The following is a 20,306-nucleotide window of genomic DNA, read 5'->3' on the forward strand; positions in this document are numbered from 1 at the left end:
GGTTTTTCACAACATTATGCGTCAGCGTGATGGGGCGTACTCTACTCAAAATAAGGGGACAACAATGAAAATCATGGCTATTTGCGGTTCTGGCCTGGGCAGCAGTTTTATGGTCGAAATGAATATAAAAAAGGTGCTCAAAAAGCTGGAGATTGAGGCTGAGGTTGAACATTCCGATCTCTCCTCGGCCACGCCGGGCGCGGCCGATCTGTTCGTGATGGCAAAAGACATTGCGGCCAGCGCCAGCGTGCCGGAAAGCCAGCTGGTGGTGATCAACAACATCATCGACATCAACGAACTTGAAGCGCAGCTGCGCGCCTGGTTCGAAAGACAATAACCCTGATAAGGCGAGGTGGATATGTTTATCCTTGAAACGCTGAATTTCGTTGTTGATATTTTAAAAGTCCCTTCGGTGCTGGTCGGTTTAATTGCGCTTATTGGTCTGGTTGCGCAGAAAAAAGCGTTTTCGGACGTGGTGAAAGGAACCATTAAAACTATTCTGGGCTTTATTGTACTGGGCGGCGGTGCCACCGTGCTGGTCGGGTCATTAAATCCTTTAGGCGGTATGTTCGAACACGCCTTTACGATTCAGGGCATTATTCCAAACAATGAAGCGATTGTCTCCATTGCGCTGGAAAAATACGGTGCAGCGACCGCGCTGATTATGGCCTTCGGCATGGTGGCAAATATTATCGTCGCGCGCTTTACTCGCCTGAAGTACATCTTCCTGACCGGGCACCACACGTTTTACATGGCGTGCATGATTGGCGTGATCCTGACGGTAGCAGGCTTTGAGGGCGTGGGTCTGGTCTTTACCGGCTCGCTGATCCTCGGCCTGATCATGGCTTTCTTCCCGGCGATTGCGCAGCGCTACATGAAGCGCATTACCGGCAACGATGAGATTGCCTTCGGCCACTTTGGCACGCTGGGCTACGTGCTGTCGGGCTGGATTGGCAGCAAGGCCGGCAAAGGCTCCCGCTCAACCGAAGAGATGAACCTGCCGAAGAATCTGAGCTTCCTGCGCGACAGCTCGATCTCCATTTCCCTGACCATGATGATTATCTACCTGATCATGGCGGTGAGCGCCGGGCGCGAGTACGTCGAGGCTACCTTCAGCGCCGGCCAGAACTACCTCGTCTACGCCATCATCATGGCAATCACCTTTGCGGCGGGGGTGTTCATTATCCTGCAGGGCGTACGCCTGATTCTGGCAGAAATCGTCCCGGCCTTTACCGGCTTCTCGGAGAAACTGGTGCCGAACGCGCGTCCTGCGCTGGACTGCCCGGTGGTGTACCCCTATGCGCCAAACGCGGTGCTGATTGGCTTCCTGTTCAGCTTCCTCGGCGGGATTGTGGGGTTGTTCATCTGCGGTCAGTTTAGCTGGGTGCTGATCCTCCCGGGCGTCGTGCCGCACTTCTTCACCGGCGCAACGGCGGGCGTGTTCGGTAACGCCACCGGTGGACGTCGCGGGGCGATGATCGGTGCGTTTGCCAACGGCCTGCTGATTACCTTCCTGCCGGTCCTGTTGCTGCCGGTACTGGGCGCCATTGGTTTTGCCAACACCACCTTCTCGGACGCCGACTTCGGCGCGGTCGGGATTGTGCTCGGCAACCTGGCGCGCTTCCTGTCGCCGCTGGCCATCACCGGGCTGGTCGTGGCGCTGTTTGCGCTGCTGGTGGCGTACAACATCTTCGCGAAAAACAAACCTGCAGGCGGTAACGCGCAGGAAAACACCGGAGCCAAATCATGAATGAGAAAGAGATAACCGAACTCGCGCGTCAGATCCGTCTTGAGACGCTGAAGTCGCTGACGCAGCTGGGCTTTGGACACTATGGCGGCAGCATGTCGGTGGTTGAAACGCTGGCCGTGCTCTACGGCGCGGTGATGAAAATCGACCCGGCGGATCCGGACTGGCCGGAGCGAGACTATTTTGTCCTGTCGAAAGGCCATGCGGGCCCGGCGCTCTACAGCACGCTGGCAATCAAGGGCTACTTCCCGGTGGAAGAGCTAAGCACGCTAAACCAGAACGGCACGCGCCTGCCGAGCCATCCGGACCGCCTGAAAACGCGCGGCGTAGATGCTACCACCGGTTCGCTGGGACAGGGGATTTCCATCGCCGGCGGTATGGCGCTGTCGCACAGGCTGGCCGGGCGACCGAATCGGGTCTTCTGCATCGTCGGCGACGGCGAGCTGAACGAGGGGCAGTGCTGGGAAGCATTCCAGTTTATTGCTCACCATCGCCTGAACAACCTGACGGTATTTGTCGACTGGAACAAACAGCAGCTCGACGGCGAGCTGGACGAGATCATCAGCGCGTTCGACCTGGAGGGGAAATTCCGCGCCTTTGGCTTTGACGTGGCGACGGTGAAGGGGGACGACATTCCGGGTCTGCTGGCAGTGACGTCGCGGATCCTGGCAGCCGATGCGCGTCCGTTAGTCGTCATCCTCGACAGCATCAAAGGCCAGGGGGTGCCGTATCTGGAGCAGCTCAGCAACTCGCACCACCTGCGATTGACCGCGGAGAGCAAAGCGGCCCTCAACGAAACGATTCGCCAACTGGAGGCTTCACATGATTAAGGTTGCACCGGCAGGACAGAAAGACGCCGTTGAGATGCGTAAGGTCTACGCTGGCTTCGTGGCAAAACAGATTGAGGCCGGAAGCGACATCATTGCGCTCGAAGCAGACCTGATGAGCTCGATGGCGATGGACGGCGTAGCGCGCGATTATCCGCAGCACGTGATTAACTGCGGCATTATGGAGGCCAACGTCATCGGCACGGCGGCGGGGCTGTCGCTTACCGGACGCAAGCCGTTCGTTCACACCTTCACCGCCTTTGCCAGCCGCCGCTGTTTTGACCAGCTGTTTATGTCTCTGGACTATCAGCGAAACAACGTGAAGGTGATTGCTTCAGACGCGGGCGTGACGGCCTGCCACAACGGCGGAACGCATATGTCGTTTGAGGATATGGGCATCGTGCGCGGTCTGGCGCATTCGGTGGTGCTGGAGATGACCGACGCGGTTATGTTCGAGGACGTGCTGCGCCAGCTTATCGATCTCGACGGCTTTTACTGGGTACGGACCATCCGTAAGCAGGCACCGAGCGTGTATGCGCCTGGCTCAACCTTCACAATCGGCAAAGGCAACGTGCTGCGCGAAGGAACCGATATTACCCTGATTGCCAACGGCATCATGGTGTCGGAAGCGCTGGAAGCCGCGCGCCAGCTTGAGCAGGAGGGCGTCAGCGCGGCGGTCATCGACATGTTTACCCTGAAGCCTATCGACCGGATGCTGGTGAAAAACTACGCCGAGAAGACCGGGCGCATCGTCACCTGTGAAAACCACAGCATTCACAACGGCCTCGGGTCGGCGGTGGCGGAAGTGCTGGTGGAAACCTGCCCGGTGCCGATGCGGCGGGTGGGCGTTAAGGAGCGTTATGGCCAGGTGGGGACGCAGGATTTTCTGCAGAAAGAGTATGGCCTGACGGCACATGACATTGTATCGGCGGCGCGCGAGCTGCTGTAAATAAAAAAGGCGACCGGTTAAGTGATCGCCTTTCTTGCCCGGTAAGCGCTAGCGCCACCGGGCTTTTTAACATTACTGCTGCTGCGAAGACTGGATCGCCGTCAGCGCGATGGTGTAAACGATATCGTCTACCAGTGCGCCACGAGACAGGTCGTTCACAGGTTTACGCATGCCCTGCAGCATTGGCCCGATGGAGATCAGGTCGGCAGAACGCTGTACCGCTTTGTAAGTGGTGTTACCGGTGTTCAGATCCGGGAAGATGAACACGGTAGCGCGGCCTGCAACCGGCGAGTTCGGCGCTTTAGATTTTGCAACGTCAGCCATAACCGCGGCGTCGTACTGCAGCGGGCCGTCGATCATCAGATCAGGACGTTTTTCCTGCGCAATACGGGTCGCTTCACGCACTTTCTCTACATCGCTACCTGCACCTGAGGTGCCGGTGGAGTAGGAGAGCATCGCCACGCGCGGCTCGATACCGAAAGCGGTCGCGGAGTCCGCGGACTGGATAGCGATCTCGGCCAGCTGCTCTGCAGTTGGATCCGGGTTGATCGCGCAGTCGCCGTAAACGTAAACCTGTTCAGGCAGCAGCATGAAGAACACGGAAGAAACCAGAGAGCTGCCTGGCGCGGTTTTGATCAGCTGCAGCGGTGGACGGATGGTGTTCGCCGTGGTGTGAACCGCACCGGAAACCAGACCGTCGACTTCGTCCTGCTCCAGCATCAGCGTGCCCAGCACTACGTTGTCTTCCAGCTGCTCGCGCGCAACGGCTTCGGTCATGCCCTTGCTCTTACGCAGCTCAACCAGACGGGCCACGTAGCTTTCGCGAACCACTTCTGGGTCAACGATTTCAATGCCAGCGCCCAGCTCAACGCCCTGAGAGGCTGCTACGCGGTTGATCTCATCCGGGTTACCCAGCAGCACACAGGTCGCGATGCCGCGCTCTGCACAGATAGCCGCTGCTTTAACGGTACGTGGTTCATCGCCTTCTGGCAGAACAACGCGTTTGCCCGCTTTGCGCGCCAGCTCGGTCAGCTGGTAACGGAATGCTGGAGGAGACAGACGACGGCTGCGCTCGGAGGTCGCGGTCAGGGATTCGATCCAGTCTGCGTTGATGTAGCCAGCAACGTATTCCTGAACTTTCTCGATACGCTCGTGGTCATCAACCGGCACTTCCAGGTTGAAGCTCTGCAGGCTCAGGGAGGTCTGCCAGGTGTTGGTGTTCACCATGAAGACCGGCAGACCGGTGGCGAACGCGCGTTCGCACAGCTTGCTCACGCGCGGGTCCATCTCGTAGGCACCGGTCAGCAGGATCGCACCGATTTCCACACCGTTCATCGCGGCCAGGCACGCTGCAACCAGCACGTCTGGACGGTCTGCGGAGGTCACCAGCAGGGAACCTGCGCGGAAGTGTTCCAGCATGTGCGGAATGCTGCGCGCACAGAAGGTTACTGACTTCACGCGGCGAGTGTTGATGTCACCTTCGTTAACGATGGTGGCGTTAAGGTGGCGCGCCATATCGATTGCACGGGTGGCAATCAGATCGAAGCTCCATGGCACCGCGCCCAGAACTGGAAGCGGGCTGGATTCCTGCAGCTTAGCCGGGTCAACTTTGATGACTTTCGCTTTGGAAGAGTCGTCGAAGATCTCGGACAGGTCAGGGCGAGTACGGCCCTGCTCATCCACTGGCGCGTTCAGCTTGTTGACGATCACGCCGGTGATGTTGGTGTTTTTCGCGCCGCCGAAGCTGCTGCGCGTCAGTTCGATACGCTCGTTCAGCTGCTCTGGGGTGTCGGTGCCCTGAGACATCACGAAAACGATCTCTGCGTTCAGGGTTTTCGCGATTTCAAAGTTCAGAGACTGAGCAAACTGATGTTTGCGGGTTGGAACCAGACCTTCTACCAGCACCACTTCCGCGTCTTGCGCGTTAGCATGGTAGTTGGCGATGATCTCTTCCATCAGCACGTCTTTCTGGTTGCTGGAGAGGAGAGATTCAACGTGGCTCATCTTCAGCGGTTCGGCCGCTGGCAGATTGGAGTTCTTGCGCACGATGGTGGTGGTCTGGTCTGGCGCATCGCCACCGGCACGTGGCTGGGCAATTGGCTTAAAGACGCTCAGACGAACGCCTTTGCGTTCCATAGCACGGATAACGCCAAGGCTGACGCTGGTCAGGCCGACGCTGGTTCCGGTAGGGATCAGCATAATAGTACGGGACACGGTTTATCCTCTTTCGTTACCGCCGCAATTGGGCGGGTTACAAAACAGCACCGCCAGCATTGCTGGCGGTGTGGAATCAGGCAGTCAGGCGGTGCGCGTCTTGCGCAATGACCAGTTCTTCGTTAGTTGGGATAACGAGAGCAGGGCGGGTGCCTACTTTGTTGATGAAGCCAGACTTGCCGAAGCGGGCAGCCAGGTTACGCTCGTGATCAACGTCGAAGCCCAGAACGCCCAGTTTGCCCAGGGACAGTTCACGAACCATTGCCGCGTTCTCACCGATACCACCGGTGAAGATAACCGCGTCCAGACGTCCTTCCATCAGCGCAGTGTAAGAGCCGATGTACTTCGCCAGACGGTGGCAATAAACGTCCATTGCACGTTTAGCGTCTTCTTTCTCTGCGTAGTTGTCTTCAACGTAACGGCAGTCGCTGGTGACTTCGGTCAGACCCAGCAGGCCAGACTCTTTCGTCAGCATTTTGTTGATCTGGTCAACGCTCATGCCCAGGGTGTCGTGCAGGTGGAAGATGATCGCCGGGTCGATGTCACCGGAACGGGTACCCATCACCAGACCTTCCAGCGGGGTCAGACCCATGGAGGTATCAACACATTTACCGTTGCGGATAGCCGAAACAGAACCACCGTTGCCCAGGTGGCAGGTGATGATGTTCAGTTCTTCAACCGGCTTGTTCAGCACTTTTGCCGCTTCCTGAGTCACATAGAAGTGGCTGGTGCCGTGCGCGCCGTAACGACGTACGCCATGTTCTTTGTACAGGCTGTATGGCAGGGCATAGAGGTAAGACTCTTCCGGCATGGTCTGATGGAACGCGGTATCGAATACGGCCACGTTTTTGTCTTTCAGATTCGGGAAGGATTTCAGTGCTTCAGCGATACCGATCAGGTGAGCCGGGTTGTGCAGCGGTGCGAAGGACGCAGAGTCCTTGATGCCCTGGATCACAGATTCGTCGATAACGACGGAGCTGGTGTATTTTTCGCCGCCGTGGACGATACGGTGACCAATCGCAGTCAGCTGAGCAGACAGTTCTGGTTTTTGTGCCAGAATAGTGTTAACGATAAAGTTCAGCGCTTCACTGTGAGCGGCGCCTGCACCTAAAGCCGCTTCTTGTTTGCTGCCGTCCATCTTCCACTTGATGCGTGCTTCAGGCAGATGGAAACATTCGGCCAAACCAGAGAGGTATTCGTCACCGTTGAGCGCATCGATGATGGCGAATTTCAGTGAGGAGCTACCGCAGTTCAGAACCAGTACTAACTTACTCGACATGGAAGTACCTATTATTGATACGTGGCTAAAAAAACGTCAGTGAGTCTAACAGCGTAACGCATGATGACTCGGACATTTATGATTAACATCATGCCAAACGAACATTGTGGCATGATGGAAGAAATAACTATGATTTTATGCCATTTTGCACAATTTTCAGCCAATGGCATAATATGCAATAATTTGACGAGCTAATGATTCTCGTCTATGGCCCTATCAGGCTGGCACAGGATACCCGATACGGGGTAGAGATGACAAAATATTTTGAACGTTGTCATAGCTTGTTGTGGTTTTGCACGAAAATTTTAATTTTTATATGTGAAGTTGAGGTACAGCCATGTCGACACCAGAGAACCCGTCCGTAAATTTCTTCAGTCTGTTTCGTCGGGGACAGCATTATGCAAAGACGTGGCCAATGGAAAAGCGCCTTGCGCCGATGTTTATTGAGAATCGCACCATCCGTGCCACGCGCTATGCGATTCGCTTTATGCCGCCTGTCGCTGTCTTTACGCTGTGCTGGCAGATTGCGCTGGGTGGGCAGCTTGGACCTGCCGTCGCCACGGCGCTCTTCGCATTAAGCCTGCCGATGCAGGGCCTGTGGTGGTTAGGTAAACGGTCCATCACCCCACTTCCACCTTCTATTTTACACTGGTTTTATGAAGTGCGCGGTAAGCTGGAAGAGGCCGGGCAGGCGCTCGCTCCGATTGAAGGCAAGCCGGATTACCAGGCGCTGGCGGACACGTTAAAGCGTGCTTTTAAGCAACTGGATAAAACATTCCTCGATGATTTGTGATTGATCATCGAAACGACGACGAAAAGAAGGCACAGTAACAATCAGTTACCGTGTCTTTTTTTTAAGTGCAATGCGCTACAGGAGTCGAAAGATGGAAATGACCCATGCTCAACGTCTGATTTTGTCTAACCAGTACAAGATGATGACTATGCTTGATCCCGATAACGCTGCGCGCTACAGCCGCCTGCAAACCATCGTCGAACGCGGCTTTGGTTTGCAAATGCGTGAACTGGACCGCGAGTTTGGCGAGCTGAAAGAAGAAACCTGCCGCATCGTGATCGACATTATGGAGATGTATCACGCTCTGCACGTGTCATGGACGAATCTCAAAGATCGGCAGTCGATTGACGAGCGCCGCGTGACCTTTTTAGGCTTTGATGCCGCAACGGAAGCGCGTTATCTGAGCTATGTTCGTTTTATGGTGAATACGGAAGGGCGTTATACCCACTTTGACGCGGGCACCCACGGCTTCAACGCGCAGACCCCGATGTGGGATAAGTATCAGCGCATGCTGAGCGCGTGGCATGCCTGTCCGCGTCAGTACCATTTAAGCAGCAACGAAATTCAACAAATCATTAATGCCTGACGGAGGTGCGTGTGCAGTGTAGAGGTTTTCTGTTTGATCTGGACGGTACGCTGGTGGACTCGCTGCCGGTTGTTGAGCGTTCATGGTGCCATTGGGCTGACAGACATGGCATCGACCATCAGGACGTGTTGAATTTTATCCATGGCAAACAGGCCATTACCTCGCTACGGCACTTCCTGGCCGGACGCACTGAGGACGAAATTCAGGCGGAGTTCAAATACCTGGAGCATATTGAAGCCACCGATACTGACGGCATCACCGCATTACCAGGCGCGCGCGAACTGCTTGAGCATTTGAACGAGGCGCAGATCCCGTGGGCTATCGTCACCTCCGGTTCCGTACCGGTTGCCCACGCCCGACACAAGGCGGCAGGGTTGCCGACGCCTGACGTGTTTATTACGGCGGAGCGCGTGAAGCGGGGTAAACCGGAACCTGATGCATTTTTACTGGGCGCTGAACTGCTGGGCCTCGACCCGGCAGAGTGCGTGGTGGTGGAAGATGCGGCGGCAGGCGTACTGGCCGGGCTGAACGCAGGGAGCCACGTCATCGCCGTTAACGTTCCGGCGGGATCTCCCCGCCTGGAGGAGGCAGATTTGGTGCTCGATTCACTGACGGCACTGGCTGTTTCGAAAGCCTCTGATGGTGTTGTAACCGTCTCGCTAAAAATGTAAACCCATGATATAGCCCCACGCTGATGGGGCTTTTTTATGGCAAAATTTCTCATCTCCCACTGACAAGGACATGTTGTGAACGGTGAACTGATTTGGGTCCTGAGCCTGCTTTTAATCGCCATCCTTCTTTTTGCAACGGGCAAGGTACGCATGGACGCCGTCGCCCTGTTTGTCATCGTCGCGTTTGTGCTGAGCGGTACGCTCACGCTGCCGGAAGCCTTCTCCGGGTTTAGCGATCCCAACGTTATCCTGATTGCAGCCCTGTTTATTATTGGTGATGGGCTGGTGCGCACCGGCGTGGCGACTATTGTGGGGTCGTGGCTAGTGAAAGTGGCGGGCAGCAGCGAAACCAAAATGTTGATCTACCTGATGGTGACCGTCGCCGGGCTGGGAGCGTTTATGAGCTCCACGGGCGTGGTCGCCATCTTTATCCCGGTGGTGCTGAGCGTTTCCATGCGGATGCAGAGCTCGCCGTCGCGCCTGATGATGCCCCTGAGTTTCGCCGGTTTGATCAGCGGAATGATGACGTTGGTGGCAACCCCGCCGAACCTGGTCGTCAACAGCGAGCTGATCCGGGAAGGATTTGAGGGCTTCAGTTTTTTCAGCGTCACCCCGCTTGGGCTGGTTATTCTTGTAATGGGCGTGGTCTACATGCTGCTGACCCGTTTTGCCCTTAAAGGTGAAAGACAGGACAAAAATAAAGAAGGATGGAAGCGACGCACCTTCCGCGATTTGATTAAAGAGTACCGCCTTACCGGGCGCGCGCGCCGTCTGGCTATTCGCCCCGGCTCGCCGATGGTGGGACAGCGGCTGGATGACCTGAAGCTGCGTGAGCGGTATGGCGCGAACGTGATCGGCGTAGAGCGCTGGCGTCGTTTTCGTCGGGTGATCGTCAACGTCAACGGGGTGTCGGAATTCCGCGCGCGGGACGTCCTGCTGATTGATATGTCCACCGCCGATGTGGACCTGCGCGAGTTCTGCAGCGAACAGCTGCTGGAGCCGATGGTGCTGCGCGGGGAGTATTTCTCCGATCAGGCGCTGGATGTCGGCATGGCCGAAGTATCGCTCATCCCTGAATCGGAGCTGTTGGGCAAAACCGTGCGGGAAATGGGGTTCCGAACCCGCTATGGCCTGAACGTCGTGGGGCTGAAGCGCGATGGCGTAGCAATAGAAGGGGCGGTAGTGGATGAGCCGATCCTGCTGGGCGATATCTTCCTGGTTGTCGGTAACTGGAAGCTGATTAGCCAGCTAGGGCAAAAAGGACGCGATTTTGTGGTGCTCAACATGCCTGTTGAGGAGAGCGACGCGTCGCCTGCGCACAGCCAGGCGCCTCACGCTATTTTTTGTCTGGTGCTGATGGTCGCGCTGATGCTGACCGATGAAATTCCCAATCCGGTCGCGGCAATCATCGCCTGCCTGTTGATGGGTAAATTCCGCTGTATTGACGCCGAAAGCGCCTATAAAGCCGTTCACTGGCCGAGCATTATTCTCATCGTCGGGATGATGCCTTTCGCCCTGGCGTTGCAAAAAACCGGTGGCGTGGATCTGATCGTTAAAGGCTTAATGGACGTCGGCGGCGGGTATGGGCCGTACATGATGATGGTCTGCCTGTTTATCATGTGCGCCACCATCGGTCTGTTTATCTCGAATACCGCGACGGCGGTTCTGATGGCGCCTATCGCGCTGGCGATGGCAAAGTCCATGGGCGTTTCGCCGTACCCGTTTGCGATGATGGTGGCGATGGCCGCTTCCGCGGCATTTATGACGCCGGTCTCTTCTCCGGTAAACACGCTGGTGCTGGGGCCGGGGAACTATCGATTCAGCGATTTCGTAAAGCTGGGCGTGCCGTTCACCGTGCTGGTGATGGTGGTGTGCGTGGTATTGATACCGGTCCTGTTCCCGTTTTAAGCGTGAGTGCAGAAACGTAGGCCGGGTAAGGCGAAGCCGCCACCCGGCGAAAAATTACAACGGCGAATCCTGACTGATCTCATCCAACGATAAATGGAAGCTCGGTACGAACACCTGCATAAAATAATCCATCTCTTCGCTGCGGCGGGATTCCAGAGTTTTTTCCAGGCGCGTTTTTGCCAGTAAAAATTCGTTATTCCCTGCGGACAACTCTTCGAGACACTTCAGATAGGCGCAGAGCGCGTCGGCCTGTTTGACCAGCGACTTTTCATCTTCCGTGTACTGATGCTCATCGATGAGCGGCTCAAAGATGTCGCGCAACTCATCCGGCACCATGTCGATCAGCTTCTGCTGGGCAATCTTCTCGATGGCCTTATATTCCTGCGCAATTTGCGAGTTGAAATATTTCACCGGAGTAGGCAGGTCGCCGGTCAGCACTTCTGACGCATCGTGGTACATCGCCAGCAGGGCGATGCGCTCTGCATTGACCTGACCGTTGAATTTGCGGTTTTTAATGGCGGCCAGCGCGTGAGCGACCATGGCAACCTGCAGGCTGTGCTCTGACACGTTCTCTGTGCGCACGTTGCGCATCAGCGGCCAGCGGTTGATGAGTTTCAGGCGGGAGAGGTGGGCAAAGAAATGACTCTGACTCATAGGATACCTTTTGTCTTCACTGCGACAGGCGTTCATTGTGCGGGGAGGGGAGGGAAGATGCAAATCAGGCTACCGAAGTAGCCTGATTTTAAGATTACTGATGGTAACCAGAGAGGAAGCGACCAAAGCGGCTGATGGCCATTTCGAGGTCATCTTCGCGCGGCAGCGTCACGATGCGCACATGATCCGGCCACGGCCAGTTAAACGCCGTGCCCTGGACCAGCAGCACTTTTTCCTGCAGCAGGAAATCAAGCACCATTTTCTGATCATCGTGAATATTGAAGCGCTTCGCGTCAATTTTCGGGAACATATAGAGCGCCCCATTCGGCTTCACGCAGGAAACCCCCGGAATATCGTTGATCAGCTCCCACGCGCGGTTACGCTGTTCGTACAGGCGTCCACCGGGCACGATGAACTCGCTAATGCTCTGATAACCACCCAGCGCCGTCTGGATTGCGTGCTGCGCCGGAACGTTGGCACATAAACGCATGGAGGCCAGCATCTCCAGCCCTTCAATATAGCCTTTGGCGTGCTTTTTCGGACCGTTTAATACCATCCAGCCTTGACGGAAACCGGCCACGCGGTAGGTTTTAGACAGGCCGTTAAAGGTGACGGTCAGCAGATCCGGGGCCAGCGCTGCGATTGAGTGGTGCTGTGCCGCGTCGTACAGGATCTTGTCGTAAATTTCGTCGGCAAAGATGATCAGGTTGTGCTGGCGGGCGAGCTCGACGATCTCCATCAGCAGCTCTTTTGAGTATACCGCACCCGTTGGATTGTTCGGGTTAATGATCACGATGCCGCGCGTGCGGGGCGTGATTTTTGCGCGAATATCATCGAGGTCCGGGAACCAGTCGGAGGACTCGTCGCAAAGATAGTGCACGGCCTTACCGCTGGACAAGGATACTGCAGCCGTCCACAGCGGATAGTCCGGTGCGGGAACCAGCATTTCGTCCCCGCTGTTCAGCAGCGCCTGCATCGCCTGCACGATCAGTTCGGAGACGCCGTTGCCAATATAAATATCTTCAACGGTAACATCACGCATGCCGCGTGCCTGGTAGTGCTGCATGATGGCTTTACGTGCGGAGTAAAGTCCTTTTGAATCGCAATAGCCTTGTGCAGTAGGAAGGTTGCGGATCACATCAACCAGAATTTCATCCGGCGCTTCAAAACCAAATGGCGCAGGGTTACCAATGTTGAGTTTCAGAACCTTGTTGCCTTCCTCTTCAAGGCGTTTTGCCTCTTTCAGAACCGGGCCGCGGATGTCATAACAGACGTTATCTAGCTTGCTGGATTTTTCGATAGGGGACATGAACCTTTAACCTTTTCGCTATTATTGCCGCTCCCTGCCGTGGAAGTCAGCACGGAATAATGTACTCCCCCCTCGCTTCGTTTTGAAGGGTGTGCAGTAGAAGATTTTGTGCCGGCAGCAAAAAATTGATAAATCTTTTTCGCTGCACATTCGCTTTTATACTGGCTTAAAGTTGCACTTACGGTACCAGGATGGGTCGAATGTGCTATTAATTTTTCAAAATCCTGTATATTGTGCTGAATAAAATAAGTGGTGAGCCGGACGACGGTAGCAATCACCCTGAGTGACTTTTCGTAAATCCTGAATGCTTGAGGAATGTTCCTGTAAAAGCATAATGTGGCTAAAAGTTACTCATGTGAAATTAATGTTAAGTGCCATTAATGAATGGTCTTAATCTAAATTAAAATTTATTTATTATTAACCTATAAAATGCAACTTTAGTTAATTTTAATAAAATTAGTTTAGAAGCTTAACATTCTTCTTTAATCCTCAATATTGCAATAAGACTTATAAATAAAGTGGATTTGGGTTAAGATGTCTTACAGGAAAGCAGGGGGCAGATACACGGTTTTTGTATATCTGTAACTGATTTTCCGAATTAATTGATTGTTATTGTTGGAGTTATCTCTGGCTGGAATGTGTCGAACATCTCCTGCTACGTTGACAGCGCTGCGATAAAGATGGCAGAAAAGGTGTTATACCTTTAATGTAATTTACATAAACCTGCGAACATCTAAATATCCTGAACGTTTAAGAGAATAAAAATAACGTCATGAAACGTGCTTTCTGACTGTTGATATAAAGCAGCACAATAACTATCTGTCAGGCAGTCTGCCGGGCCGGGATGCGAGGGAAAACCTTCAGAGGGAATTGCTTAACTGTTACACACAGCTTCAACCCGGGCAGCTCCGCACGAGCAACCTGAAAGTGAATAGATATGATAAATGCAAATCGTCCGATAATGAATCTCGACCTCGATCTGCTGAGAACGTTTGTTGCGGTCGCCGATCTCAACACTTTTGCAGCAGCTGCTGCCGCCGTTTGCCGAACTCAGTCCGCCGTCAGCCAGCAAATGCAGCGGCTGGAGCAACTGGTTGGTAAAGAGCTTTTTGCGCGTCATGGGCGTAATAAGCTCTTAACGGAACACGGTATTCAGCTTCTGGGTTATGCCAGGAAAATTCTTCGCTTTAATGATGAAGCATGTATGTCATTAATGTTTAGCAACCTACAAGGGGTGCTAACGTTAGGCGCATCTGATGAGTCAGCGGATACAATATTGCCGTTTCTTCTCAATCGTATCAGTTCGGTTTATCCGAAGCTTGCACTGGACGTTAGCGTAAAGCGTAATGCTTTTATGGTTGAGATGTTAAATGAGAATAAAGTCGACCTGGTGGTGACTACGCATCGTCCCGGGCAGTTTGATTGCCTGACGCTGCGTACATCGCCTACGCACTGGTATTGTGCAGCCGAATACGTGCTGCAAAAAGGGGAACCGGTGCCACTGGTCTTACTGGATGACCCGAGCCCGTTTCGCGATATGGTGCTCACGGCGCTGAATGAGGCCAACATTCCGTGGCGTCTGGCGTATGTGGCTTCCACGTTACCAGCGGTCCGTGCAGCCGTGAAGGCCGGTCTGGGTGTAACGGCGCGTCCGGTAGAGATGATGAGCCCCGATCTGCGCGTTCTGGGGAAGTCCGATGGCCTGCCTGCGCTGCCGGATACGGAATATCTGCTCTGCCACAATTCGTCCAGCCATAACGAGCTGGCAAAGGTGGTGTTCGACGCGATGGAAAACTACCATAACCCGTGGCAGTTCGAGCGCGTTACCTCCGAAGGGGGGGATGATTCCCTGATCGTTGAAGGGGATTTTGAGTGATCGCCAGCTCAAAATTCTGGTAACAAAATGTAAGTGTAAAAAAAAGCCACTCGTGTGATTTTCGCATGCAGTGGCTTTTTTTTAGCAATAATATCCGCTTATAACATATGGATTTTCAGGATACTCTCTATTTATCAATAAGCTAAATGATTTTGCTTACATATTGTCCGTTTTCCGTTCTAACTTCATCCATATCCCTCTCATGTTAAAAAAACAGGAAATATGTTGCCGTTTTCCTGGTTGAATTAACAAAAGCGTGTCACAGATCAAGAAAATACTCCTATTTGGGGGGAGGAATCGTTGGCAAATCCTGTCAAAATAGGAGGGTTATTTTTTTTACTTCCGAAACGGACACGATTCAACAACATACATTTGACGGAAAGTCATGCACCCACCAGGGTTAAAGGGCACCAAATGTTAATGAGAATCGCTCGATGTAATTTAATGTGAAGAAACCTTTGTTAAAGTTGACAATAGGTTATAGAAAGGAGTAAAAAACCCCATCATTTTGCTGTCTACGTCTCATTTCTGACAGTTAGTGTAAGGTTATTTGTTCCTCCCCATGAATCGATGTGATGCCCATCTGCCAGCAAGAGCAGTGTCGTTGGTATCACTTTTGATGAGTAAGCAATGAGTATGTCAACATCCACTGAAGTCATCGCTCATCACTGGGCATTCGCAATCTTTCTTATTGTAGCCATTGGCCTGTGCTGCCTGATGTTAGTCGGCGGCTGGTTCCTGGGCGGTCGCGCCCGTGCAAGGCACAAAAACACACCTTTCGAATCAGGTATTGATTCAGTAGGTTCCGCTCGCTTACGCCTGTCTGCCAAGTTCTATCTGGTAGCCATGTTCTTCGTCATCTTCGACGTGGAAGCGCTTTACCTTTTCGCATGGTCAACGTCCATCCGCGAAAGTGGTTGGGTGGGCTTTGTCGAGGCCGCAATTTTCATTTTAGTGCTACTGGCCGGTCTGGTTTATCTGGTGCGTATTGGCGCGCTTGACTGGACGCCTGCGCGTTCACGTCGTGAACACATCAACCCGGAAAACAGTATCTCTAATCGTCAGCAGTAACAGCGAGGCAATAAGATGGATTATACGCTCACCCGCATAGATCCTAACGGTGAGAATGACCGTTACCCCCTGCAAAAACAGGAGATCGTAACCGACCCCCTGGAGCAAGAAGTCAATAAAAGCGTGTACATGGGCAAACTCGAACATGCCATGCACGATATGGTCAACTGGGGTCGTAAGAACTCCATCTGGCCTTACAACTTTGGCCTTTCTTGCTGCTACGTTGAAATGGTGACGTCATTCACTGCGGTGCATGACGTTGCGCGTTTTGGGGCAGAGGTACTGCGTGCTTCCCCACGTCAGGCTGACCTGATGGTGGTAGCCGGTACGTGCTTTACCAAGATGGCACCTGTTATTCAGCGTCTTTATGACCAGATGCTGGAGCCTAAATGGGTTATCTCCATGGGGGCATGTGCTAACTCTGGCGGTATGTACGACATCTATTCCGTCGTACAGGGCGTAGATAAATTTATTCCAGTGGATGTGTACATCCCGGGTTGCCCGCCACGTCCGGAAGCCTACATGCAGGCGCTGATGCTGCTGCAGGAATCTATTGGTAAAGAACGTCGCCCACTGTCGTGGGTTGTTGGCGATCAGGGTGTGTATCGCGCGAACATGCAGTCTGAGCGCGAGCGTAAACGTGGTGAACGTATTGCCGTCACCAACCTGCGTACGCCTGACGAAATTTAAATTGCGCCTGTAGGCCTGGAGAACACCTTCGCATATCACTACTCAAATAGCGCGAAGCCAGGCTCAACAGTCACCACGGACCATTTGCAATGGTGAACAATATGACCGACTTAACCGCGCAAGAAGCCGCCTGGCAGACCCGGGATCATCTGGATGACCCAGTCATTGGCGAACTGCGCAACCGTTTTGGGCCGGATGCCTTTACTGTTCAGGCTACCCGCACCGGGGTACCCGTTGTTTGGGTGAAGCGTGAGCAATTGCTGGAAGTTGTCGATTTCCTCAAGAAATTGCCAAAACCGTACGTCATGCTGTTTGACTTACACGGCATGGATGAACGTCTGCGTACCCACCGCCAGGGTCTCCCTGCTGCGGACTTTTCCGTTTTCTACCACCTGATCTCAATAGACCGTAATACGGATATCATGCTCAAGGTGGCATTGTCTGAAAACGACATGCATTTGCCGACGATCACCAAACTTTTCCCGAACGCCAACTGGTATGAGCGTGAAACCTGGGAAATGTTCGGCATGACCTTCGACGGCCATCCGCACCTGACGCGCATCATGATGCCGCAGACCTGGACCGGCCACCCGCTGCGTAAAGACTACCCGGCACGTGCAACCGAATTCGATCCGTTTGAGCTGACTAAAGCCAAGCAGGATCTGGAGATGGAGGCGCTGACCTTCAAACCGGAAGACTGGGGCATGAAGCGCGGAACCGACAACGAGGACTTCATGTTCCTCAACCTCGGTCCAAACCACCCGTCTGCGCACGGTGCATTCCGTATTATTCTTCAGCTTGATGGCGAAGAGATTGTCGACTGCGTTCCGGACATCGGCTACCACCACCGTGGTGCTGAGAAGATGGGCGAGCGTCAGTCCTGGCACAGCTACATTCCGTATACCGACCGTATCGAGTACCTCGGCGGCTGCGTCAACGAGATGCCATACGTGCTGGCCGTTGAGAAACTGGCCGGTATTGTTACGCCGGATCGCGTTAACGTGATTCGCGTCATGCTGTCAGAACTGTTCCGTATCAATAGCCACCTGCTGTACATCTCCACGTTCATTCAGGACGTCGGCGCGATGACCCCGGTCTTCTTCGCCTTTACCGACCGTCAGAAAATCTACGATCTGGTAGAAGCCATTACCGGTTTCCGTATGCACCCGGCCTGGTTCCGTATCGGCGGTGTGGCCCACGATCTGCCGCGCGGCTGGGACCGTTTGCTGCGTGAGTTCCTCGACTGGATGCCAAAACGTCTGGCCTCTTACGAGAAAGCCGCGCTGCGTAACACCATCCTGAAAGGTCGTTCCCAGGGCGTTGCTGCCTACGGCGCGAAAGAAGCGCTGGAGTGGGGTACGACAGGTGCAGGTCTGCGTGCGACCGGTATTGATTTCGACGTGCGTAAAGCCCGTCCTTACTCTGGCTACGAGAACTTCGACTTTGAAGTTCCGGTGGGCGGCGGCGTGTCCGACTGCTACACCCGCGTGATGCTTAAAGTAGAAGAGCTGCGCCAGAGTCTGCGCATCCTTGAGCAGTGCCTCAACAACATGCCGGAAGGCCCGTTCAAGGCGGATCACCCGCTGACGACGCCGCCGCCGAAAGAGCGCACGCTGCAACATATCGAAACCCTGATCACCCACTTCCTGCAGGTTTCCTGGGGTCCGGTCATGCCGGCGCAAGAATCCTTCCAGATGATTGAAGCGACCAAGGGTATTAACAGTTACTACCTGACCAGTGACGGCAGCACCATGAGCTACCGTACCCGCGTGCGTACGCCGAGCTTTGCGCACCTGCAGCAGATCCCGTCCGCCATCCGCGGCAGTCTGGTCTCCGACCTGATTGTGTATCTGGGTAGTATCGATTTTGTTATGTCAGATGTGGACCGCTAATTATGCACGAGAATCAACAACCACAAACCGAGGCTTTTGAGCTGAGTGAAGCAGAACGTGCCGCCATTGAGCACGAGATGCACCACTACGAAGACCCGCGTGCGGCGTCCATTGAAGCGCTGAAAATCGTACAGAAACAGCGTGGTTGGGTGCCGGATGGGGCGATCTATGAGATCGCGAAAGTGCTGGGTATTCCGGCAAGTGACGTAGAAGGCGTAGCCACGTTCTACAGCCAGATCTTCCGTCAGCCGGTTGGCCGCCATGTGATCCGCTACTGTGACAGCGTTGTCTGCCACATCACCGGTTATCAGGGCATCCAGGCTGCGATTGAGAAGAAGCTCAATATCAAGCCGGGCCAGACCACGTTCGATGGACGCTTTACTTTGCTGCCAACCTGCTGCCTGGGTAACTGCGACAAGGGGCCGACCATGATGATTGATGAGGACACTCACAGCCATCTGACGCCGGAAGCGATTCCTGACCTGCTGGAGCAGTACAAATGAAAACTGTAATTCGTACTGCTGAGACGCATCCGCTGACCTGGCGTCTGCGTGATGACAAACAGCCGGTATGGCTCGACGAATATCAGAGCAAAAACGGCTATGCCGGTGCGCGTAAAGCCCTTGGCGGCATGGCGCCGGACGACATCGTTAACGCGGTAAAAGAGTCTGGCCTGAAAGGCCGCGGCGGCGCGGGCTTCTCCACCGGTCTGAAGTGGAGCCTGATGCCAAAAGACGAATCCATGAACATCCGTTACCTGCTGTGTAACGCCGATGAAATGGAGCCGGGTACCTATAAAGACCGTCTGCTGATGGAGCAGCTGCCGCACCTGCTGGTGGAAGGCATGCTGATTTCCGCGTTCGCGCTGAAAGCGTACCGTGGCTACATCTTCCTGCGCGGTGAGTACATCGAAGCGGCGGAAAACCTGCGTCGCGCGATTGCCGAAGCCACCGAAGCGGGCCTGCTGGGTAAAAACATCCTGGGCACCGGGTTTGACTTCGAACTGTTCGTGCACACCGGTGCCGGGCGTTACATCTGTGGTGAAGAAACCGCGCTGATTAACTCCCTGGAAGGTCGCCGTGCGAACCCGCGTTCCAAGCCACCGTTCCCGGCAAGCTCCGGCGTGTGGGGTAAACCGACCTGCGTAAACAACGTCGAAACCCTGTGTAACGTTCCGGCTATCCTCGCCAACGGCGTGGAGTGGTATCAGGGCATCTCCTCAAGCAAAGATGCCGGTACCAAGCTGATGGGCTTCTCCGGTCGCGTTAAAAATCCTGGCGTCTGGGAGCTGCCGTTCGGTACCACCGCACGCGAAATTCTTGAAGACTACGCCGGCGGCATGCGCGATGGCCTGAAATTTAAAGCCTGGCAGCCGGGCGGGGCAGGGACGGACTTCCTGACCGAAGCCCACCTTGACCTGCCGATGGAGTTCGAAAGCATTGGTAAAGCAGGCAGCCGTCTGGGTACGGCGCTGGCGATGGCCGTCGACCACGAGATCGGCATGGTCTCGCTGGTGCGTAACCTGGAAGAGTTCTTCGCTCGTGAGTCCTGCGGCTGGTGTACACCGTGCCGTGATGGTCTGCCGTGGAGCGTGAAGATCCTGCGTGCAATCGAACGTGGCGAAGGCCAGCCTGGCGATATCGAGACGCTTGAGCAACTGTGTCGATTCTTAGGGCCAGGTAAAACCTTCTGCGCCCACGCACCGGGTGCCGTCGAGCCGCTGCAGAGCGCGATTAAATATTTCCGCGACGAATTCGAAGCAGGCATCAAGCAGCCGTTCAGCAATACCCATTCGATCAATGGTATTCAGCCGAACCTGCTGAAAGCGCGCTGGTAACGA

18 protein-coding genes are annotated in these 20,306 nt (G+C 54.5%); 14 read left to right on the plus strand and 4 right to left on the minus strand.

The features are described from left to right. Positions 1–64 precede the first annotated feature (64 nt). Genes AC4IBF_RS06350 through AC4IBF_RS06365 form a run of 4 tightly spaced genes read left to right on the plus strand, consistent with a single transcriptional unit; the run spans position 65 to position 3,523 of the window. Positions 65–337 (plus strand): PTS sugar transporter subunit IIB, encoded by a 273-nt coding sequence (locus AC4IBF_RS06350; protein ID WP_003861447.1) that lies wholly within the window; start codon positions 65–67, stop codon positions 335–337. Positions 338–358: 21 nt separating this feature from the next. After that, positions 359–1,750, plus strand: a complete 1,392-nt coding sequence (locus AC4IBF_RS06355) for a PTS ascorbate transporter subunit IIC (RefSeq protein WP_252093268.1) — start codon at positions 359–361, stop codon at positions 1,748–1,750. Beyond that, on the plus strand, positions 1,747–2,577 hold the full coding sequence (locus tag AC4IBF_RS06360) for a transketolase (protein ID WP_047174243.1): 831 nt from the start codon (positions 1,747–1,749) through the stop codon (positions 2,575–2,577). Before AC4IBF_RS06355 ends, AC4IBF_RS06360 begins: the two co-directional genes overlap by 4 nt. Continuing rightward, positions 2,570–3,523, plus strand: coding sequence for a transketolase family protein (locus AC4IBF_RS06365; RefSeq protein ID WP_133294857.1), 954 nt, complete (start codon positions 2,570–2,572; stop codon positions 3,521–3,523). The genes AC4IBF_RS06360 and AC4IBF_RS06365 overlap by 8 nt, the downstream gene beginning before the upstream one ends. 72 nt (positions 3,524–3,595) lie before the next feature. Here AC4IBF_RS06365 and pta read toward each other — a convergent pair whose 3' ends face one another. Next, the gene (pta, locus tag AC4IBF_RS06370) at positions 3,596–5,737 is read right to left on the minus strand and encodes a phosphate acetyltransferase (RefSeq protein ID WP_045327913.1); all 2,142 of its coding nucleotides are present in this window, start codon (positions 5,735–5,737) and stop codon (positions 3,596–3,598) included. 76 nt (positions 5,738–5,813) lie between these two features. Then, a complete protein-coding gene (ackA, locus tag AC4IBF_RS06375; RefSeq protein WP_252093267.1) occupies positions 5,814–7,016 on the minus strand; it encodes an acetate kinase in 1,203 nt (400 codons plus the stop codon). Positions 7,017–7,353: 337 nt separating this feature from the next. Here ackA and yfbV point away from each other — a divergent pair, with 337 nt between their 5' ends. From yfbV to AC4IBF_RS06395, 4 genes are all read left to right on the plus strand, one after another. Next, positions 7,354–7,809, plus strand: coding sequence for a terminus macrodomain insulation protein YfbV (yfbV, locus tag AC4IBF_RS06380; RefSeq protein WP_491463209.1), 456 nt, complete (start codon positions 7,354–7,356; stop codon positions 7,807–7,809). Between the two features lie 91 nt (positions 7,810–7,900). Then, a complete protein-coding gene (locus AC4IBF_RS06385; RefSeq protein WP_023617380.1) occupies positions 7,901–8,395 on the plus strand; it encodes a YfbU family protein in 495 nt (164 codons plus the stop codon). Between the two features lie 11 nt (positions 8,396–8,406). Further along, positions 8,407–9,066, plus strand: a complete 660-nt coding sequence (locus AC4IBF_RS06390; RefSeq protein WP_115875897.1) for a sugar phosphatase — start codon at positions 8,407–8,409, stop codon at positions 9,064–9,066. Positions 9,067–9,141: 75 nt separating this feature from the next. Beyond that, entirely contained in the window at positions 9,142–10,974 is a 1,833-nt protein-coding gene (locus AC4IBF_RS06395; protein ID WP_133294856.1) for an SLC13 family permease, read from the plus strand. Between the two features lie 54 nt (positions 10,975–11,028). On the opposite strand, the gene yfbR is transcribed toward AC4IBF_RS06395, so the two are convergent. Next, the gene (yfbR, locus tag AC4IBF_RS06400; RefSeq protein ID WP_010433329.1) at positions 11,029–11,628 is read right to left on the minus strand and encodes a 5'-deoxynucleotidase; all 600 of its coding nucleotides are present in this window, start codon (positions 11,626–11,628) and stop codon (positions 11,029–11,031) included. Between the two features lie 94 nt (positions 11,629–11,722). Beyond that, complete coding sequence (gene alaA, locus AC4IBF_RS06405; RefSeq protein ID WP_008500204.1) at positions 11,723–12,937, minus strand: alanine transaminase AlaA; 1,215 nt, start codon at positions 12,935–12,937, stop codon at positions 11,723–11,725. 937 nt (positions 12,938–13,874) lie between these two features. On the opposite strand from alaA, the gene lrhA reads away from it, so the two are divergent. The 6 genes from lrhA (at position 13,875) to nuoF (ending at position 20,303) form a co-directional block, all read left to right on the plus strand. Then, positions 13,875–14,813 carry a transcriptional regulator LrhA gene (gene lrhA / locus AC4IBF_RS06410; protein ID WP_111965271.1) on the plus strand — a complete coding sequence of 313 codons (939 nt, stop codon included), beginning with the start codon at positions 13,875–13,877 and terminating at the stop codon, positions 14,811–14,813. A gap of 630 nt (positions 14,814–15,443) precedes the next feature. Then, on the plus strand, positions 15,444–15,884 hold the full coding sequence (nuoA, locus tag AC4IBF_RS06415; protein WP_014171000.1) for an NADH-quinone oxidoreductase subunit NuoA: 441 nt from the start codon (positions 15,444–15,446) through the stop codon (positions 15,882–15,884). A 15-nt stretch (positions 15,885–15,899) separates the two neighbouring features. Continuing rightward, positions 15,900–16,574 (plus strand): NADH-quinone oxidoreductase subunit NuoB, encoded by a 675-nt coding sequence (gene nuoB / locus AC4IBF_RS06420; protein ID WP_003861482.1) that lies wholly within the window; start codon positions 15,900–15,902, stop codon positions 16,572–16,574. A gap of 89 nt (positions 16,575–16,663) precedes the next feature. Beyond that, positions 16,664–18,466 (plus strand): NADH-quinone oxidoreductase subunit C/D, encoded by a 1,803-nt coding sequence (gene nuoC, locus AC4IBF_RS06425; protein ID WP_023312537.1) that lies wholly within the window; start codon positions 16,664–16,666, stop codon positions 18,464–18,466. 2 nt (positions 18,467–18,468) lie between these two features. Continuing rightward, positions 18,469–18,969, plus strand: coding sequence for an NADH-quinone oxidoreductase subunit NuoE (gene nuoE, locus AC4IBF_RS06430; protein ID WP_006176513.1), 501 nt, complete (start codon positions 18,469–18,471; stop codon positions 18,967–18,969). Next, complete coding sequence (gene nuoF, locus AC4IBF_RS06435; protein WP_003861487.1) at positions 18,966–20,303, plus strand: NADH-quinone oxidoreductase subunit NuoF; 1,338 nt, start codon at positions 18,966–18,968, stop codon at positions 20,301–20,303. Before nuoE ends, nuoF begins: the two co-directional genes overlap by 4 nt. Positions 20,304–20,306 lie beyond the last annotated feature (3 nt).

Source organism: Enterobacter sp. Taxon_8 (genome assembly GCF_058354585.1).

What these genes read in the sequence shown, in the direction of transcription:
- AC4IBF_RS06350 (WP_003861447.1), top strand. Translation starts at nt 65, where the DNA reads ATGAAAATCATGGCTATTTGCGGTTCTGGCCTGGGCAGCAGTTTTATG.
- AC4IBF_RS06355 (WP_252093268.1), top strand. Translation starts at nt 359, where the DNA reads ATGTTTATCCTTGAAACGCTGAATTTCGTTGTTGATATTTTAAAAGTC.
- AC4IBF_RS06360 (WP_047174243.1), top strand. Translation starts at nt 1,747, where the DNA reads ATGAATGAGAAAGAGATAACCGAACTCGCGCGTCAGATCCGTCTTGAG.
- AC4IBF_RS06365 (WP_133294857.1), top strand. Translation starts at nt 2,570, where the DNA reads ATGATTAAGGTTGCACCGGCAGGACAGAAAGACGCCGTTGAGATGCGT.
- ackA (WP_252093267.1), bottom strand. Translation starts at nt 7,016, where the DNA reads ATGTCGAGTAAGTTAGTACTGGTTCTGAACTGCGGTAGCTCCTCACTG.
- yfbV (WP_491463209.1), top strand. Translation starts at nt 7,354, where the DNA reads ATGTCGACACCAGAGAACCCGTCCGTAAATTTCTTCAGTCTGTTTCGT.
- AC4IBF_RS06385 (WP_023617380.1), top strand. Translation starts at nt 7,901, where the DNA reads ATGGAAATGACCCATGCTCAACGTCTGATTTTGTCTAACCAGTACAAG.
- yfbR (WP_010433329.1), bottom strand. Translation starts at nt 11,628, where the DNA reads ATGAGTCAGAGTCATTTCTTTGCCCACCTCTCCCGCCTGAAACTCATC.
- alaA (WP_008500204.1), bottom strand. Translation starts at nt 12,937, where the DNA reads ATGTCCCCTATCGAAAAATCCAGCAAGCTAGATAACGTCTGTTATGAC.
- lrhA (WP_111965271.1), top strand. Translation starts at nt 13,875, where the DNA reads ATGATAAATGCAAATCGTCCGATAATGAATCTCGACCTCGATCTGCTG.
- nuoA (WP_014171000.1), top strand. Translation starts at nt 15,444, where the DNA reads ATGAGTATGTCAACATCCACTGAAGTCATCGCTCATCACTGGGCATTC.
- nuoB (WP_003861482.1), top strand. Translation starts at nt 15,900, where the DNA reads ATGGATTATACGCTCACCCGCATAGATCCTAACGGTGAGAATGACCGT.
- nuoC (WP_023312537.1), top strand. Translation starts at nt 16,664, where the DNA reads ATGGTGAACAATATGACCGACTTAACCGCGCAAGAAGCCGCCTGGCAG.
- nuoE (WP_006176513.1), top strand. Translation starts at nt 18,469, where the DNA reads ATGCACGAGAATCAACAACCACAAACCGAGGCTTTTGAGCTGAGTGAA.
- nuoF (WP_003861487.1), top strand. Translation starts at nt 18,966, where the DNA reads ATGAAAACTGTAATTCGTACTGCTGAGACGCATCCGCTGACCTGGCGT.